The following is an 18,396-nucleotide window of genomic DNA, read 5'->3' as shown; positions in this document are numbered from 1 at the left end:
ATTTAGCTTAGTTAAAGCTTGGTTAGAAGTAACGTAAACAGTGCGTAAACTCTTGGGGTAATCGAATAAATTTCTTATAACTCGGACAATAAAAAACGGAGCAATGCTCCGTTTTTTATAAATTAATTTAGGCCAGATATCAATCCATCAATTGAACTGGCTTTATACGTCTAATTCTAATTGCCAATTCTTTCAGTGCATAATTGACTGATACCACCAGCATAAAACCAATCACAAAAGAACCAATCACATCAAAGGGAAAATGAACACCGACAAAAACTCTCGATAGACCGACAACTACACTACACAATAATCCGATCAAACCAATCTTTTTAAAGCCCGCCATCCAATAAGAAAAGCCAATAATCACAACCGTTATCGTATGCTGACTTGGGAAAGATGAAGTTGAACCATGGCCAATTAACTTATGACCTAAGTCAATTTGAAATGGGCGAGGATGATGATAAAAGAATTCAATAATGTCGCTTAAAAGTAAAGAAAACAGCACAATCACTAAAGTTTTGGCAAATAAAAGATGATATGTTTTCCATTGGATGACCAATAAAAATACCAGAAAACTGATCAGTACCGTATTTAAATCCTCCGCCAAAAAAATTGCGGCCTTGTCTAGCGCGGCATGCTCCTTTGCAAAAGAATTTATACTATTAAACAAAGAGATATTTAAATCTTTAAAAATCATTTCCTTTTCTATCCACACTATCCATGAAGATCAATGCGCTCAATATACAGGAGAATAATGAAGAAATTATTAATAATTTTTATATTTTATTATTCACATATTCTAAAAGGAATTAAGTCAAGCTTTGCTTTATCAACGAGAAAAACACTTCAAATAAAATCACCAATAAATAGGACAAATTTATCCTATTTATTGATGTTAATTCACTGAAATTTAGAACTTAAATTCTAGACCAGTCCCCGCAATCGGTTGCTTGTCTTTAGCACGTGCTTGCTCGAATGTTGAGTATCCAGCATAGCCATAGACTTTCACTTGTTTGTTAAATGAATAGTCTGTACCAAGCAATAATTGCTTGGCATCGAAATCCGCCTCATTGCTTTTAAAGCTGGTACTGTTTTGGCTATATTGTGCTTTCACTGTCCATTTTGACTGATTTGGTAACTTGTATTCCGCACCGATGAGCCAGCCTTGTGAATCATCAATGTTGATTGCAGCGTCATCATTCCCCTTTTTATCAGCGACCTTCGAGGTTTGGTATAGCGTTTTCAGTGCTAGGCCTTCAATTGGTGTTAAACGACCAATCACACGCACGGTATTCGCAGCAGCGAACACTTCATCCACTTGCGTTTCAGTCTCAGCTGCATTTAATAAACCATGCCCCAAGAAATCACTTGGAATGGCTTTGTCATAGCCAACACCAACCAAAAATACAGGATGACTATAGCTCAGCGATGCCGACCATGCATCACCTAGACCACGACCCGCAGCATTCACACCACCACGTTTATCATCTTCAATGCCTCTACTCTCACCTGTTGCAAGTAAAACACTGGCTTCTAAGTTACCACCATTCAAGGCAATTTCAGGTGAATCATAGACCACCACATTATTGACACGATTCTCACCTGTCATAATGCCGGTGATATCCGCTTTATTACTGATATAGTTATTAAAACTATCTACAGGACTGGATAAATCTTTTAACGGTGTATTATGTTTACCAATTTTGACTGTACCAAAACGATCATCTTTTAATCCGACAAAACGATTACGTTGCGACCAATCAGTTTTGTCGCCATCCGCATAAAATGCCCATTCTGCTAAATAAACCGCACTCAAATTTTCGGTTAATTTTTCTTCACCTTTAATTCCAACAAATGAACTATTACTATTTACTTTCCAAACATCATGATCTGCCGAATTTGCATTTTTTTCTGGTAGATAATCAATACTGGCATCAATCTCTCCATAAAATTTTGGTGCTGCAAATGCAGAACAGGTCGCAATACTCATCATTGTCGCGAGTGCAATTTTCATCTTCATTGTTATGTTCCTAACCATCTAAAAAAAGTGTAAAAAATCTCTATTTCGCTGTGTTTCAAGCAAAATTTAGAATTAAGTGGGAATGCGTAAATAAGTATGCTTTTATATTCTCATGAATATAAAAGCATTATAACAATTTGATTTACATATTATAAAATGGAAATACACCAAATATTAAGGCACTGCCCATTAACACGCAGCAAGTAATAAATGCCCATTTCAAAGTGAATCTCTGATGATCACCCATTTCTACCGCAGCCAAACCACAGAGTAAGTAGGTTGAAGGAACCAATGGTGATAATAAATGGATCGGTTGTCCAATAATCGATGCACGTGCGATTTCAACTGGTGCAATGCCATAGTGCGACGCTGCTTCTGCCAAAATCGGTAGAACACCAAAATAAAAGGCATCATTAGACATAAAGAAGGTTAAAGGCATACTCAAGACACCCGTAATTGGCGCTAGATAAGGTCCTAGGCTCGGTGGAATCACCGCAACGAAACCTTTAGACATGGCCTCGACCATACCTGTGCCCGATAAAATCCCTGTAAAAACACCCGCAGCAAAGATTACCCCCACTACTGCTAAGACACTGTCTGCATGCATGGCAATACGCTTTTTCTGCATGTTGACACACGGATAGTTCACCACCAATGCAATACAGAAACCCAGCATAAATAAGATCGACATCGGTAAAATCCCTTTTACCAAAGACGCCATCAAGACTAAGGTCAAAATACCGTTAAACCAACGTAAATGTGGACGTTGTGCTTCTGGATCTTTTGAAATCGAAATATCATCTGCATGGCTAATATCGACCAGTTCAATCACGCCTAAACGTTTGCGTTCATACATGCCATACATATAAGCCAAGAAGAATAACCAAGCAGCCGCCACAATCATTGATGGGATCATTGGAATGAACACTTCACTGGCATCAACTTGTAATGCACTTGCAGCACGGGCTGTTGGTCCACCCCATGGCGTCAAATTCATCACACCACTACAAAGCAACATCAAGCAGGTCATGATCAGTGGATTCATACCGACTCGTTTATAAAGCGGCATCATTGCTGCCACACAAATCATATATGTGGTTGAACCATCACCATCCAAAGAGACCAATAAGGTGAGAAAAACGGTACCCAAAGTGATTTTTAATGGATCACCTTTTACTTTCTTTAAAATCCATCTTACCGAAGGGTCAAATAACCCCGAATCAATCATTAAGGCAAAATATAAAATAGCGAAAAGAAGCATGACGCCTGTTGGTGCGAGCTTTTTAATACCCTCTAACATGGTATTGCCAAGTTCGGCCAATTGAATATGACTTAAGCTGTCAAAATAAAAACCTAAGCCCCAAGCGATAATAGCGAATATGAATGGGATTAAAATTAATGCAACTAATGCACTGAGACGTTTTGACATGATCAAATACATAAAGCACATGATCATGCTGATACCTAAAAAAGTCAGCATTGAATGCAATCCTTAGCATAATAAGTTTTTTTAATGGGTAGACCTACCCTAATCCAGCACAGATTCTATGCGATTTAACTTTAGCTAATTCATTTAATTTAATTATATAGTGAACGCATCCATTCACATGAAAAATACCTTAAAAGTATACAAATATACTTTTATTATAAAACTTTAATTATTAATATATTTTTCCAAAAAAAATTAGACCACCCGATCAAAACACCTGAATAGTAAATAAACAAAGTACCATTTAGCTAAAATATTAATGCATTATTATGGTGCATTTTTTGATTAAAAAATAATACATTTCATTAAATGATAATTAAAACAAATCTCATTTATTTATAATTCTACTATTTAAATTAAAATAAAAGCGGACTAAATACCCGTTCAAACTTATTCCAGAATAATAACAAGTATTATTAATGAGAGATATTAAAAATAAATTAAAAAATTCATATTTTGAGAATAAACATAATTATTTAAACTCAATTTCCGCATTCTTATGCACTCTATACTCATTTGGTGAAATCCCCACCCAATTACGATAGGCTTTTCTAAAATTTGAGGTATCAGAAAACCCTAAACGCTCAGCAATTTCATCAATGCTCAGGCTAGTTGCCAAATACTCATCCGCAAGCCGCCTTCTGGTACTGTCTAAAATCTCTTGATAACTGATATCCACATCGGCTAAACGGCGATACAAAGTCCGCTTGGATAAATGCAATTGGTCCGCCATCTGTTGTGCCGTTGGAAAGCTTCCCACTGCATCTAATAAAATGAGTCGAATGCTACGAACTAATTCAGGTTCTTGTTCATTGTCATCTGTAGCTAACATGCGCTCACAAAAAGATTGGCACATATCTGCAGTAATCGGATTGGCATTCGGACACGGTTTATCAAGCCAATCAAGATCAAAATGCCATTGCATCACATCAGCATCAAACTCGACTGGACAGCGAAAGACTTTTTCATACTCTGCCGCATACGCTGGGGCGGGATAAGGCAGTAATAATTTTTTCGCTTGAAAGGGTGCTTCCAAAACACATTCAATCAAGGTTTGCATCGAACTAAACCAAAATTCACACACCAAAGGCAATAATTGACCCAGCGCAATAATTTCATGGCCTTCAAAAATGGCAACTTGCTTTTGAATTGAAAAGCTTTTCTTAAGGACGGGTGCCGCGAGTTTGATATGGCGAATACCAAACTCTACGGCTTGTTGGAAATTACGAGAGGAAGACAGCGCATAACCATAAACGCCAAAATCCGATAGCCGCTGTTTTTGCCCAGCCCGCATGCCAATCAGCGGATCTTTAGATAAACGCTGAATGGTTTGAAACAGTTGTAATTTTTGATAGGGGGAAATATGAGAGGCTGCACTATTCAGCGCATCTTGAGAAATGCCTGTGCCTGCTAAAACCTCATCCAAACGATAACCTTGCTGTTGCATGGCTTCTAGCAGACTGGTTAGACCTAAAATCGGCGTACCTTGAGCCAATTGATTTTGATCATAACGTGCTTCGACCAATGTTGAGCTCAACTCCTGTTTACGCATTTTTTCACCTCATCCCTTGAGTGATGATGCATAATGGCACTAAATTACCTTTTGTTGTCTCAATTTAACATCGACTACAAATCTCATCAATCATAAAGTCTATTCTACTAATAAGCATGAAAGGAGCAACAATGACACTTTCAACTTCACAAGCCTTCAGTGATCCTGCAACCGAGCATATGTATTCGGTTTTTAATCAGCAACGTGCTGCTTTTGATGCTCAGCCCTACCCAGATCTCGATGCTCGTCGTACCAAATTATTGCAAATAAAAAAACAAATTATCCGTTATCAAGATGTGATTGCGACTGCAATTAATACCGACTTTAGTTCACGCTCGGTAGATGAATCAAAACTGCTTGATTTACTCGGTTCAGTACTTGAAGCAGAACATGCCATTCGTCATGTCCGCCGTTGGATGCGACCAAGTAAACGTAGCACTGAGCTGCTATTTTTATCCAATCGCCTACGTGTGCAATACCAGCCTAAAGGTGTAGTCGGTGTCATTGTTCCTTGGAACTTCCCTGTTTACTTAGCCTTAGGTCCTTTAATTGCCGCAATTGCAGCGGGCAATCGGGTGATGATCAAGTTACCTGAAGTGACTCCATCAACCAATGCCGTAGTAAAAAGGATGCTGGCTGAAATTTTCAGTGAAGATGAAGTAGCTGTTTTTGGTGAAGAGATCCTTGATCCAGCACAATTTACCTCGCTGCCCTTCAACCATATTGTATTTACTGGCTCGCCTGCGATTGGTCGGGTGGTGATGCGTGCGGCAGCAGATAATTTAACCCCAGTCACCTTAGAACTTGGTGGTAAATCCCCAGCATTAGTCAGCCGCAACTATCCGCTTGCTGATGCAGCAAAACGTGTTTTACATGGTAAAGCCACCAACTGTGGTCAGATCTGCGTTGCGCCCGACTATGCACTGGTGCCAAAAGAAAAAGTGGATCAATTCGTTGCAGAATGCCAAGCGAATTTCACTGCGATGTATGGCAAAAATATTAGCCAAAACTCCAACTACACCTCGATTGTGAATGATCGCCATCTAAAACGTTTGCTTGATATCTTAGATGATGCCAAAGCCAAAGGCGCTCAAATCATTGCCTGTGGCGAATATGATCGTGACAAAGATGCACGTCGTATGCCTGTACATATCGTCCTGAATTGCACTCCAGAGATGCGGATTCTTAAAGAAGAACTATTTGGCCCAGTTTTACCTGTGGTTGCTTACGATACCGTGGATGAGGCAATTGATTATATTCAAGCGGGTGAACGACCATTGGCCTTATATCTCTTCACCCATGATGCCAATGAACGTGATTATGTCTTAAAGCAGACTCATTCAGGCGGTGTAACCTTGAATGATTGGGGCTGGCATGTGGTCAATCACGATGCACCATTTGGTGGTATTGGTAACTCGGGCATGGGCACATATCATGGCGAAGAAGGTTTCCGTGAGCTTTCCCATGCAAAAACTGTTTTTGCGCGTCATCGCTTCTTCCCAACACAGTTGTTCTATCCACCTTATGGGACTTGGGTACAGAAACTCGCCTTACGTTTCTTCTTGAAACAAGGTGATCCAAATATTAAATAAGATTCGAGAATAAAAAAGCCTCATCAAGAGGCTTTTTTATTCTTCAGATGAAACATGAATTACTTCACTACGCCATCTTGTTGGTATTTCGGTGAACGAGGTCCATAGAGTAAGCCCAAACCAGGGTTATGCTGTGTCGGGGTAAAGAGTTGAGTATTAACAATCGTTGCCAAGGGATAAGCACGATCATTTAAGCTCCCCGCAATTTGTTCAACCAATGCCCCGACCAGTGCAGTGAGTAAGTCATTGTTGCCACTATTGCTGGATTGCACGGCTTTCTTTTCACCCGACCAAAGCGTCTCATTGGTGTTTAAATCGACCAGTTTTGCTTCCACACTCACCGTTGCAACACTTTGAATGACTTGATACTGAGAACCATATTCTTTAATTCGAATATACAAAGCCGCATCAGCACCAAAGATTTCCTGCAATTTCTGTGTCGAAATGCTTTGTGCGTCATGACCATTGGTCACACCGTTCTCTTTAAACATTGTGTCGACCACAGCAATTGGAAAGACGTAATAGCCTGCTTCAGCAACAGGCATAACGACTGTCGGCCAATAACTATAGGTTGCCTTTACATCTGGGGAATCATTGACAGGCGGTAATACCAAAATAGATTTTGGCATATGCTGTTTATACGCCGTCATATCCTTATTCGCTACTGGAGATGATGCACAGCCTGTAACCAGTAAGCCTGCAAGCACAAGGTTTGAAACTAAAAATGCCTTGATCATGGCTTTGCAATTCCCCCATTGGCACCCATCTTCTGCAACAACCGATCCATCAATACCGTAGATTCAGGATAAACTTGTCGTTCCAATTGAAAATATTCAACTGCTTTTTGCGCATTATTCACTTGTAAAGATAACAATCCTAGATGTGCATATAAGCCTGGCGGAACGGCCAGATTTTTCGCTTTGGCTTTTTCAATTTCCGCTTCTAACTTAATGATTTGTGCACTGGGTGTGGCTTTTTCTGGCTGGTTATACATCAGATAGGTCTGTTGTGTATAAGAGCCCCAACTATATAAAGGTTGAGGCCCCGCAGTGCAGCCAACCAAGCCGATCGTCATCAGACTGCTGAACAGAATTTTTTTCATTTTACAGCGGTCCAGCCTTATTGCGCAGTCCAACGATTATTTTGAATATCAGTCACCAAATTGTTGACCGCTTCGCGTACCGCTAAGTCAAGCACCTTACCATTCAAGGTTGAGTCATAAGAGGCTGTAGAACCAAAACCGAGTACTTCACGCGCACTCAATGCATACTCACCCGCGCCTTGTACTGAATGTATAATCTCTGAGGTTTTTACATCCACAATATTCAAGTTCACTTTGGCATAAGCAATTTGCTGTTTACCGCGCCCTAAAATCCCAAATAATTGCTGATCACCCACTTCTTTGCGACCAAATTCAGACACATCACCAGTGATCACATAACGTGCACCTTTAATGCTTTGAGTGCTGTTGCTAAATCCCACTTCTTGTTTAAGTTCAGACAAATTATCACGATTTAGAACCGAGAAATAACCCGTTTGCTGTAAATGCGTTTCTAAAATAGTTTTCGCCTGCCCACCAAGACGGTCAACATTATCAGAGAAGATACCTCTCATATAACTTGAACGGTTATCAAACTTACCAATCGAAACAGGTACTTTTACCCCGTTATATTTAATCTGTTGTACTGCTGCTGTCACTTGAGGACTTTGAATTGATTTGGATGTTTCTGTTGTTGAGCAGGCCATTAAGCCGAAAGCACTGAATACTGTAACCGCTAATAATTTTTTCATTGTCGCTCGATCAAAATAAAGATTAAAAAACGTGAAAATTATAGCTTAAAAACTGTGAACTATCTAACATTTTACAATTCAAGCTCCACCTTTAAATCATCATAAATAATTTTATAATCCAACCAATTAGCTCAACTTAATCCAGATTATTCGCAAAAACGTAACCCTACACCCGCAATAGTAAAAATATACTTGGGCGTCACAGCAGAATCACCGATTTTGGTTCTAAGCTTTTTCACCAAGATACGAAGATAATGGGTATCCTCTTCATGAGTAATGCCCCATAGCTCGGTCATGATTTGTTTTTGTGTGACAATCTTACCCTGATGACGAATCAATAAAGTCAGCAACTGAAATTCTTTTTTGGTTAAAGTAATGTCCTCGCCTGCCAGTTTGGCTGCATGTTCAGCCACGTCAACCCAGAGCTGTCCATCATTAAACATCAGATTGTGTTCTGCCTGTTGTGGCTTATTGCGGAACATCACCCGAATACGCGCACAGAGCTCCTGAATGCTAAATGGCTTGGTGACATAGTCATTCGCGCCTGCATCTAACAGTTTAATTTTTTGATTTTCATCTGGACGAGCCGACAAGACAATCACAGGAATATCTGACCATTGTCGCAACTCAAGCAATACCGCCTGCCCATCCATATCTGGTAGGCCCAGATCCAGAATCAACAAATCAGCACCACGCGTCGCCAAAACCTCTAGTCCTTTCATACCATTTTCAGCCACATGTACCTGATAACCCTGTGCACGTAAGGCGATATCCAAAAACTTACGAATCTGTGGCTCATCATCAATAATCAGAATAGATGCTTGAGAATTTAATGTTTGTGGCATAGATGCTAATTTTAATCCTGATGCAGTGGTAATCGTATTCTAATTAAGGTGCCCTGACCATATGTACCAGCCAAAGCTTCAATACTGCCCATATGTGCACCGATAATGGCTTTGACAATGGCGAGGCCTAAGCCCGTTCCTGTTTTGCCCCGATCTCCACGTTGCATGGTATAGAACATATCAAAGATTTGCTCTCTCTCCTCTTCAGGAATGCCAACACCTTGGTCGATAATATCAATTTGAAGATAACCGTCATCCTGCTGAATATGTACTTCAATCGGGATATCATCAGGTGAAAACTTGGCTGCATTTTCTAGCACGTTAAATATCGCTTGCTCAATCAACGCAGGATGCACATGCAATTGCGGCAAGTCATCTGTCATTGTGACATCAATATTGACCTTGGGTTGATAGCGTTTCAGTCGCTGTGTCGCAGAACCAATCAGTTCTTCCACCCCAATCCAGTCGCGACTGAGACTCAAACCTTGATGGCCAAGTCGGGTCATATCCAGTAGATTTTGAATATAACGATCCAACCGTTCACCTTCAACATGAATGGTATCTAACAATTCGTGTCGGTCCTCCTCGGACATTTGCTCGCCATAGTATTTCAGACTATCAGCAGAACCGATCATTGCCGCCAAGGGTGAGCGTAGGTCATGCGAGACTGACGACAATAATGCAGAGCGCAACTTTTCAGTTTCAGCAACTACGCGGGAGTTTTCCAACTGTAAGGACAACTGTACACGAGAAGCAGTTTGAGCAATATCATCAATCATCAATTCGGCAAGGCGTTGTTGTTCAAAATTAATGTTTTCTGAATTTTGATGAAAGCGAATCGCAATTACCCCAAACCTACCGACCAGATTAAGCGGATTAAACCACCATTCGGATTGCGTTAATGTATTGGTAAAACGTCCACAAGGTTTGGCATTTTTCTGAGTCCAATTTGCTGCAATCTGATCTTTTTCATTGAATAAAGAGTGATCACCTAACTCTTGTGTTCCAATCCGAAGCCAAACAATTGCATTTAAAGAGCTTTCTAAATGCTGCTTAGCGACATTTAAGACTTGTTCAATATCAACGCAACTGGATAATTTCCGCTCCAACTCTTGTAACTGCAAAGAAACTGAATTTGCTGCACGTAAGCTCAATACCTGAGCGCGTAATTGATTGGCTAAACGGCCAACCAATAATGCTGAAATTATAAAGATGATGATGGTCATCACCCCACGCTCAGCACTAATTCTGAGGGTAAATCTCGGTTCAATAAAGAAATAGTTATACAGTAAGAAGCAAATCACGACACTGATAATGGTGATGAACATCCTTGCTCGCATCGCCACGATAAGTACGGTGACCACAAAGATTAAAGCCAGTTCACTATAACCAATAAAATGATCACTCACAGTTGCCGCAATTAATCCCAGTAGTACAATCAAAATACTTTCGATCATCTCTCGTGGGTTAAATGCCAAGCCTTGTTCTAACCAAGAAGAATAAACCCTGTCTGTCTGTGGCTTCGCCTCATTATTATTGTTTTTAGCTTTTAAAGGTTGAACAAAAGTGATCTCAAATGGATGCTGTTTTTCTAAAAGTTGGTCAGCAATATGGTCTGAAAATAGACGCTGCCAGAGTGATTTTTTAGGGCTTTTACCGAGTAAAATATTGGACGCACCATAATCATAAGCTGCTTGTAAAATGGTCGATGCAATATAATTACTATGTAACAAATAGGTATCGGCACCTAGCTTACGTGCCAAATTAAATGCTTTGGTCACGGCTAATGTCTGGGTTGTGGTTTTCTGGCTCTTTTGGATCGAGATCACACTCCAGATTGCATTGCGTCTTTCTGCAATACGATGTGCCCGCCGTACCAGATCTTCAGAAAATTCTGATCCATCAATCGCCAACATCACATGATTTTGAATCGGGATAATCTGCCCTTGCGCAACAAACTTTTCTCGATAATCAATTTCAACTTGCCCTGCAACGGTTTGAATTGCCAGATCACGTAAAGCAGTTAAATGTGCAGGCTTAAAAAAACCTTGCAGTGCATATGGTGCAACATCGGCTAAATAAATCTTGCCGTGATTCATTCGCTCCAATAACTCAGGAACAGGAAGGTCGACCAGACGGATATCTTTCAAGCGTTTTAATAACGCATCTGGAACCGTTTCACTGACCCGAATACCAGTGATCTGATAAACCACATCATTCAGGCTTTCCAAATGTTGAATATTTAAGGTGCTATAGACATCAATACCTGCATCTAACAGTTCATTGACATCCTGCCAGCGAAACTCATGTCGGCTATTGGGTACATTACGATGTGCGAGTTCATCCACCAACACGATTTCAGGCTTTAATTTGAGGATTTGATCAAGATCCATCTCTTCCAAAATACGGCCTTGATACTCCACTGCCTTTCTTGGAATCACATTGAGGCCTTGAATCAAGCGCTCGGTATCAGATCGACCGTGGGTTTCGACCACCCCAACCACCACATGTTGCCCTTGCTGCATCAATTCATGTGCTCGAGTCAGCATGGCATAGGTTTTACCAACCCCCGGTGCTGCACCCAAGAAAATGGTCAAACGTCCAGACTGTTCACGCTGGCTATGTGCCAGCCATGCATCTGCTTTGTGATTACGGTCGATCTGCATAAGTGGACTCTACTAACGAGGTGTAGATGACAATTGGTCTAAGGCTAGATTCAACTGCAGTACATTGACTCGTGCTTGCCCATATAAACCAAGCTGTGCAGGCTGAATCTGTTGTTGCACCAAATCTCGCAATTGTTGCTCTGCTAAATGACGTTGCTCAGCCACTCGCTTCACCTGTAACAATGCACTCTCAGGTGAAATATCGGGGTCAATCCCACTGCCTGATGCTGTGACCATATCGTTCGGTACGTGTTGCTCTGAAATATGATTATGCTGGGCAAATTGCACAGTTCTTTCCCTAATTTGTTTTTGTAAATCAGGATTAGAGACCGCTAAATTACTGCCTGCCATCCCATCAACATTGTAACTTACCGCACTAGGGCGGCCATGGAAATATTGTTCACCAACAAAATTTTGCCCCACCAAACTTGAACCAACAATTCTGCCATCAAGTTCGATTAAGCTGCCATTGGCCTGCTTCGGAAAAATCAACTGAGCAATCGATACACTCGCAGTAGAATATAAGACCCCAGCGATCACAAATCCGACCACAATCAAACCAAGACTTGGACGTAAAATTGCATGCACTGAATTGGATAATGGTAGATCCTGTTTATTCAATTGCTCATGATTCAATAAAGTATTCATCTCTCACTCCTAAATCCACAATGACACAACAAGGTCAATTAATTTGATCGCAATAAACGGAAAGATCACGCCACCTACACCGTAAATCAGCATATTACGGCGTAACAATTGCAATGCACTGGCGGGCTTGAATTGCACACCTCTTAATGCCAATGGAATCAGCATCGGAATAATCAGTGCATTAAAGATCAATGCTGAAATTACTGCACTGCTTGGACTGCTGAGTTGCAGAATATTGAGTACACCAAGTTGTGGAATTGCCACTGCAAACAATGCAGGTAAGATGACAAAGTACTTAGACACGTCATTTGCCAGAGAAAAGGTGGTTAATGCACCGCGGGTAATCAATTGCTGCTTCCCAATTTCCACCACATCCAGCAATTTGGTTGGATCGGAGTCCAAGTCCACCATGTTGCCTGCTTCCTTGGCGGCTTGGGTGCCTGAATTCATGGCTAAACCAATATCTGCTTGAGCCAAAGCTGGCGCATCATTGGTTCCGTCACCGACCATTGCCACCAATTTACCCGCAGCTTGTTCTTTACGGATACAAGCCAATTTATCTTCAGGTCTTGCTTCAGCAATATAATCATCCACCCCAGCCTCAGCCGCGATAGCCGCTGCAGTCAGCGGATTATCCCCCGTGACCATAATGGTTTTGATACCCATCTCACGTAACAGCGCAAAACGTTCTTTAATCCCTTGCTTAATCACATCCGAAAGTTCAATCACCCCTAAAATGCTGTGATTCGAAGCCACTACGAGTGGTGTTGCACCTTTTGATGCCACTTGTTCGACACGAGTTTTAAGCTCAACGTTATCCTTAATATCTTGATGGGTGAATTTAAGAATGGCATCCACTGCGCCTTTACGAATCTTTTGCCCTGTGACCAAGTCCACACCAGACAATCGTGTCGATGCACTAAACTGGATGAATTCGGCATCTTGAGGTTCACGGATGCTCTCACCCATTTCTTTACCCAAACTCACCACCGATTTCCCTTCAGGGGTTGGATCAGCAAAAGAAGTCAACATCGCGGCTTGACGCAATTCACTTGGCGTTACACCAGCCAATGGATAAAAAGCAGTCGCTTGGCGGTCACCATAGGTAATCGTGCCAGTTTTATCCAACAGCAACACATCAATATCACCCGCAACTTCAACTGCTTTACCTGATTTGGCTAAGACGTTGGCTTTTAAAGCGCGGTTCATCCCAGCGATCCCAATCGCAGGCAGCAAGCCACCAATCGTGGTTGGAATCAAACATACCAACAGTGCAATCAACAAAACCATACTGATTTTGATCCCCACCATTGAACCAATAAAAGGTAATGTTGCGACTACTACAATAAAAGTAATGGTCATGATATTAAGTAAAATACTGAGTGCAACTTCATTCGGTGTTTTTTGGCGGTTGGCACCTTCAACCAATGCAATCATACGGTCCAAGAAGCTATGACCCGCTTCATTACTGACCCGAATAATAATTTCATCAGATAGCACCTTAGTTCCACCAATCACACCTGAACGGTCGGTATTGGCTTCACGCAATACAGGCGCAGACTCACCTGTGACTGCCGACTCATTGATCGTGGCAAAGCCTTGAATAATCTCACCATCCGCAGGAACAATTTCACCCGCTTTGACAATCACCAAATCATCTTTTTTAAGTAGATTGGCAGAAATGGTATTCGGTATTGCATTTAAATCTAGAATACGATTTGCAGTTAAGTTTTCACGCGCTTGACGCAATGATGCGGCTTGTCCGCGGCCTTTGGCTTCTGCAACCGCTTCTGCATAATTGGCGAATAAGACCGTCACCAATAGAATCAAGCTCAGTACCAAACCAAAACCGAAGCTGGTACTGCCCATCAAGGTTGCAATAATCGTTAAGATTGTTCCCACCCAGACACAGGCCATCACTGGGTTTTTAAAAGCATACTGTGGCAACAGTTTATGAAAAGTTTGCTGAATAATTTCTTTATTCAAAATATCCATTTGTTGTGTCGCATTTGAATGTTTCATTGTTGTCGCTCCACGCTTAAACTTTCACAGATAGCACAGATAAATAATCAGCAATTGGCCCAATCACCAACACTGGCATGAATTGCAATAAGGTGAGAATCAACACGATTCCGATTAAGGTCAGTGCAAAGGTCGGTGACTCAATATGTAAAGAACCTTTGCTTTCGGCTGCTTGAGGCTTAGTTGCCAAACTGACTGTAATCAAGACTGGAATGATCAATACGCTATAACGGCCTGCCAATAAAGCGACACTGGCACTCAGATTCCACCACAGAGTGTTATCGCCTAAACCTTCAAAACCAGAACCATTGTTGGCATAAGCAGAGACATACTCATAAAACACTTGGCTGATGCCGTGAAATGCTGGATTTGAATTCCCTGTAATCGATGGAAATGCAATGGCGATGGCTGTTAAGCCAAGAATCACCACGGGTTGCAGTAAAATGACCAAAGCCAATAACTTAATTTCAGTCACTTCAACTTTTCGGCCAAACAATTCAGGGGTACGTCCCGTCATCAAGCCTGCAATAAATACAGCCAAGAACAGGTAAATAAAGAACTGTAATAGACCACAGCCGATACCACCCCAAATGGCATTAATCAGCATATTGCACAGTTCAACCAATCCCGTCAGTGGTGAGGCAGAATCATGCATCATATTGACTGAACCGTTATTCACTTGGGTGGTCAAACTTGCCCACAGCGCCGATGCCTCTGTACCAAAGCGGACTTCCTTACCTTCCATCAATGCCGTGTTTGGAATCAACGAAGATTTTTCAGCCCACAACGTTAATGAGGTTGAAGCCAATGACATCAGTAACATGGTGCCAAAAATCATCCACATCAATTTCTTACGTTGGATAAAGCGTCCCACCATAAACACCACAGACAATGGAATCAGTAAAATCGCGATCATCTCGATCACATTGGATAACGGCGTTGGATTTTCTAAAGGCACACTACTATTTGGACCATACCAGCCACCACCATTGCTCCCCAATTGTTTAATCGCCACCATCGGCGCAACAGGACCCAATGGAATATGTTGGTTTTTTACTTCTGTGCTTTGATCCAAGACCTGTGCGGTTGGACCGGCAGATAGTGTTGCAGGCACGCCTTGAAAAGTGAGTAGCAAAGAAAAAATAAGACCTAATGGAATAAAGAATCGAAATAATGGTCGGACGATATCCATCCAGTAATTACCTAAATTAATCGTATTCCAATTTTTTTTATCCGAGCCTTCTTCTCGACCTGATTGCAAAAATAAAGCTCGCAACATTGCCACCAACAAAGCCAGCCCAATAATTGGCGATAAATATTGCAATCCAACAATGACTGTCATTTGCGATAGATAAGACAGTTGAGCCTGTCCTGAATAGTGTTGTTGGTTGGTATTGGTCAGAAATGAAATGCTGGTATGTAAAGCCAGATCCCAATTCATATTTGGAATATGATCAGGGTTGAGTGGTAACCATGCTTGAGTCATTAAAATAGTGACACTTGCAGCGAGCAGTAAAATATTACTGAGCACAAATGCCGTTAAATATTGCCGCCAATTCATTCCACTACGCTTAACACCCAACACAGCATAAATGGGTTGTTCAATCCATTTAAACAACGCGTCACTTTTCATTGGCTTTGCTTGCATCACATCTGCAAGATAAGCACCGAGCGGATAAGCCAGCAGTAATGAAAGGACAAATACAGAGATAAATTCCCACATAGCATATGCCATTTAAAAATAGGTTAGCGTTAGTATGGAAATGAAGGACGTAAATTCTCTATATTGAAAAAACCAGTAGACGTAAATTCTGCGTAAAATTATTCAACGATGTTCTAATGCGCTGAAATTTTTACCTAAAAAGAAAATATGGAGAAATAAATCTCATTTTTTACAAAAAATCTTTGACCAAATAAAAAACTTTTTTGGGAAAAATGCAAAAAATAACGATTACTATTTTAAAATAATAATTTATATTTATCATTATTTTACAAATAAAAACACATATGTATATAAATTTTTTAAGATTTATTTTTATCCATTTTCATCTAATCCAGCGTACTGCTTAGTTCATTTAGAACATTTACTCTTATTTTAATTATGGTATTTTTGTTACATGAAGTTATAGCCAATCACGATAGATAACTTTTTTGTTGTCAGATCATAGCTTCTTAACACTTAAGAATCTTGAAGTTCAAGGAAAGATTACAATGAAATTAAAACATCTTAGCACTGCCATGATCTTAGCAACGCTACCTGCAACTGGAGTTTTTGCAGCAGCGTTAGACCGTTCAGGTCAATCTATGTCTGCATTTTTACAGCCGGGTAACTATTTTGAAGCTGGTCTTTCGGTTCTAGACCCAACAGTTAAAGGTCAGGAAGCTGGTACATCATCGACCACTCGTAAAATTGGCGATATGGGTGATGATTATTATTTCCCTAGCGCAGCATTAAAACTGCAACTGACTGACAACATTTCTTTTGGTCTTATTTATGATCAACCATTTGGTGCTGATGCAAAATATACTGGTAACAATGTATTCGTTTCTAGCCCAACTGACGGTGTTTTAAATCAAAAATCTCTAAACGATTTATCAACCAAATCTGTTGGTCAGTTAGTTCAAGCTGCTGGTTCTTCATTCGGACCAGCTCTTCAACAAGTTGCAAAAGACCCAACAAATCCTACTCAACAAGAAATTTTAGGTGCATTACAACGAGTTGCACTAGGTGGTAATGCTGCCGTAGGTGCTGGTCTTCAAAAACTACAACAAACTCAAGCAGCGTTAAATGCAGCAAAAGGCTACCTTGGCTCAAGCACAGGTTCAAATAGCACACAAGTTGAAGTTGACACTCAAAACCTTTCTATGGTTTTTGGATTCCAACCAAATAAAAACCTGAATTTCTATGCGGGTCCAGTGCTTCAGACTGTAAAAGGTAATGTTAGCCTTCGTGGTGAAGCTTACAGCGTTTACAATGGTTATGATGCAAATATTAAAGAAACAACTGGTGTGGGTTGGTTAGCAGGCGCTGCATACCAAATTCCTGAAATTGCGTTAAAAGCTTCTTTAACTTACCGTTCAGAAATCGATCACGATGTGAACATCAAAGAAGATTTATCTTTATTAGCTTTTCCTGGTTTAACAAACGTACTTACAGGTTTAGGTGTTGATCCAACTAAACTTGCAGGATTAAATGCTGATAAGAAAACAAAAATTACGACTCCTCAATCTGTTAACTTAGATTTCCAGACTGGTATCATGGCGAACACTGTTGCATTTGCAAACGTTCGTTGGGTGAACTGGAAAGACTTCTCTATTCAACCATATAAATTTGGCGAGTTATCTAAAGTATTAGGTGGTGCAGGTCTAGTACCAGGTAAAGCAAATGGTTTTAACCTAGTTGAATATTCAGATGACCAATGGTCTGTAAACGCTGGTGTTGGTCGTAAACTGAGTGAACAGTGGGCTGGTAACGTTTCTGTGGGTTGGGATTCTGGCGCAGGTAACCCTGTAACAACTTTAGGCCCAACAGAAGGCTACTGGAATGTTGGTGTTGGTGTTCAATATAGCCCAACCCCTGCTACATTCATCGCTGGTGGTGTAAAATACTTCTGGTTAGGTGATGCTAAGGCACAAACTGGTGCTCAAGCAGGTAGCAATGATTATGTTGCGAAGTTTGAAGACAACAATGCGCTCGCATATGGCTTAAAAATTGGTTATAAATTCTAATCAATTTTTAGAAAAGAGAAGGTCATCTTAGGATGACCT

14 protein-coding genes are annotated in these 18,396 nt (G+C 40.7%); 2 read left to right on the top strand and 12 right to left on the bottom strand.

Going from position 1 to position 18,396, the window contains the following annotated elements:
* Positions 1-139: 139 nt before the first annotated feature.
* The 4 genes from MN869_RS04775 to MN869_RS04760 all read right to left on the bottom strand — a co-directional run bounded on the left by MN869_RS04775 (position 140) and on the right by MN869_RS04760 (position 5,064).
* Entirely contained in the window at positions 140-700 is a 561-nt protein-coding gene (locus MN869_RS04775; RefSeq protein WP_005322644.1) for an undecaprenyl-diphosphatase, read from the bottom strand.
* A 213-nt stretch (positions 701-913) separates the two neighbouring features.
* A complete protein-coding gene (locus MN869_RS04770; protein ID WP_005322642.1) occupies positions 914-2,023 on the bottom strand; it encodes a porin in 1,110 nt (369 codons plus the stop codon).
* 142 nt (positions 2,024-2,165) lie between these two features.
* Positions 2,166-3,503 (bottom strand): CitMHS family transporter, encoded by a 1,338-nt coding sequence (locus MN869_RS04765; RefSeq protein ID WP_241304748.1) that lies wholly within the window; start codon positions 3,501-3,503, stop codon positions 2,166-2,168.
* 481 nt (positions 3,504-3,984) lie between these two features.
* Entirely contained in the window at positions 3,985-5,064 is a 1,080-nt protein-coding gene (locus MN869_RS04760) for an AraC family transcriptional regulator (RefSeq protein WP_241304747.1), read from the bottom strand.
* A 131-nt stretch (positions 5,065-5,195) separates the two neighbouring features.
* On the opposite strand from MN869_RS04760, the gene MN869_RS04755 reads away from it, so the two are divergent.
* Positions 5,196-6,656: a coniferyl aldehyde dehydrogenase gene (locus MN869_RS04755; protein ID WP_241304746.1), complete on the top strand. Its 1,461-nt coding sequence runs from the start codon at positions 5,196-5,198 to the stop codon at positions 6,654-6,656.
* A gap of 59 nt (positions 6,657-6,715) precedes the next feature.
* Here MN869_RS04755 and MN869_RS04750 read toward each other — a convergent pair whose 3' ends face one another.
* The 8 genes from MN869_RS04750 to kdpA all read right to left on the bottom strand — a co-directional run bounded on the left by MN869_RS04750 (position 6,716) and on the right by kdpA (position 16,351).
* The gene (locus MN869_RS04750) at positions 6,716-7,393 is read right to left on the bottom strand and encodes a GNA1162 family protein (protein WP_241304745.1); all 678 of its coding nucleotides are present in this window, start codon (positions 7,391-7,393) and stop codon (positions 6,716-6,718) included.
* Complete coding sequence (locus MN869_RS04745) at positions 7,390-7,758, bottom strand: DUF4810 domain-containing protein (protein WP_241304744.1); 369 nt, start codon at positions 7,756-7,758, stop codon at positions 7,390-7,392. The genes MN869_RS04750 and MN869_RS04745 overlap by 4 nt, the downstream gene beginning before the upstream one ends.
* 17 nt (positions 7,759-7,775) lie before the next feature.
* Positions 7,776-8,447, bottom strand: a complete 672-nt coding sequence (locus tag MN869_RS04740) for a CsgG/HfaB family protein (RefSeq protein WP_241304743.1) — start codon at positions 8,445-8,447, stop codon at positions 7,776-7,778.
* Between the two features lie 146 nt (positions 8,448-8,593).
* The gene (locus tag MN869_RS04735) at positions 8,594-9,292 is read right to left on the bottom strand and encodes a response regulator transcription factor (protein WP_241287142.1); all 699 of its coding nucleotides are present in this window, start codon (positions 9,290-9,292) and stop codon (positions 8,594-8,596) included.
* 11 nt (positions 9,293-9,303) lie between these two features.
* Entirely contained in the window at positions 9,304-11,958 is a 2,655-nt protein-coding gene (locus tag MN869_RS04730) for a sensor histidine kinase KdpD (RefSeq protein WP_241304742.1), read from the bottom strand.
* Positions 11,959-11,970: 12 nt separating this feature from the next.
* On the bottom strand, positions 11,971-12,606 hold the full coding sequence (gene kdpC, locus MN869_RS04725; RefSeq protein WP_241304741.1) for a potassium-transporting ATPase subunit KdpC: 636 nt from the start codon (positions 12,604-12,606) through the stop codon (positions 11,971-11,973).
* A gap of 9 nt (positions 12,607-12,615) precedes the next feature.
* Positions 12,616-14,628 (bottom strand): potassium-transporting ATPase subunit KdpB, encoded by a 2,013-nt coding sequence (gene kdpB / locus MN869_RS04720; RefSeq protein ID WP_241304740.1) that lies wholly within the window; start codon positions 14,626-14,628, stop codon positions 12,616-12,618.
* Positions 14,629-14,644: 16 nt separating this feature from the next.
* Entirely contained in the window at positions 14,645-16,351 is a 1,707-nt protein-coding gene (gene kdpA, locus MN869_RS04715; protein WP_241304739.1) for a potassium-transporting ATPase subunit KdpA, read from the bottom strand.
* Positions 16,352-16,839: 488 nt separating this feature from the next.
* Between kdpA and MN869_RS04710 the strand changes: the two genes are divergently transcribed.
* Positions 16,840-18,357 (top strand): outer membrane protein transport protein, encoded by a 1,518-nt coding sequence (locus tag MN869_RS04710; RefSeq protein WP_005206009.1) that lies wholly within the window; start codon positions 16,840-16,842, stop codon positions 18,355-18,357.
* Positions 18,358-18,396: the final 39 nt, after the last annotated feature.

This window comes from Acinetobacter sp. NIPH1876, assembly GCF_022808535.1.
Lineage (GTDB): Bacteria > Pseudomonadota > Gammaproteobacteria > Pseudomonadales > Moraxellaceae > Acinetobacter > Acinetobacter higginsii.
The sequence above is the reverse complement of the archived record's forward strand: the minus strand, read 5'-3'. Positions and strand labels throughout refer to the sequence as shown.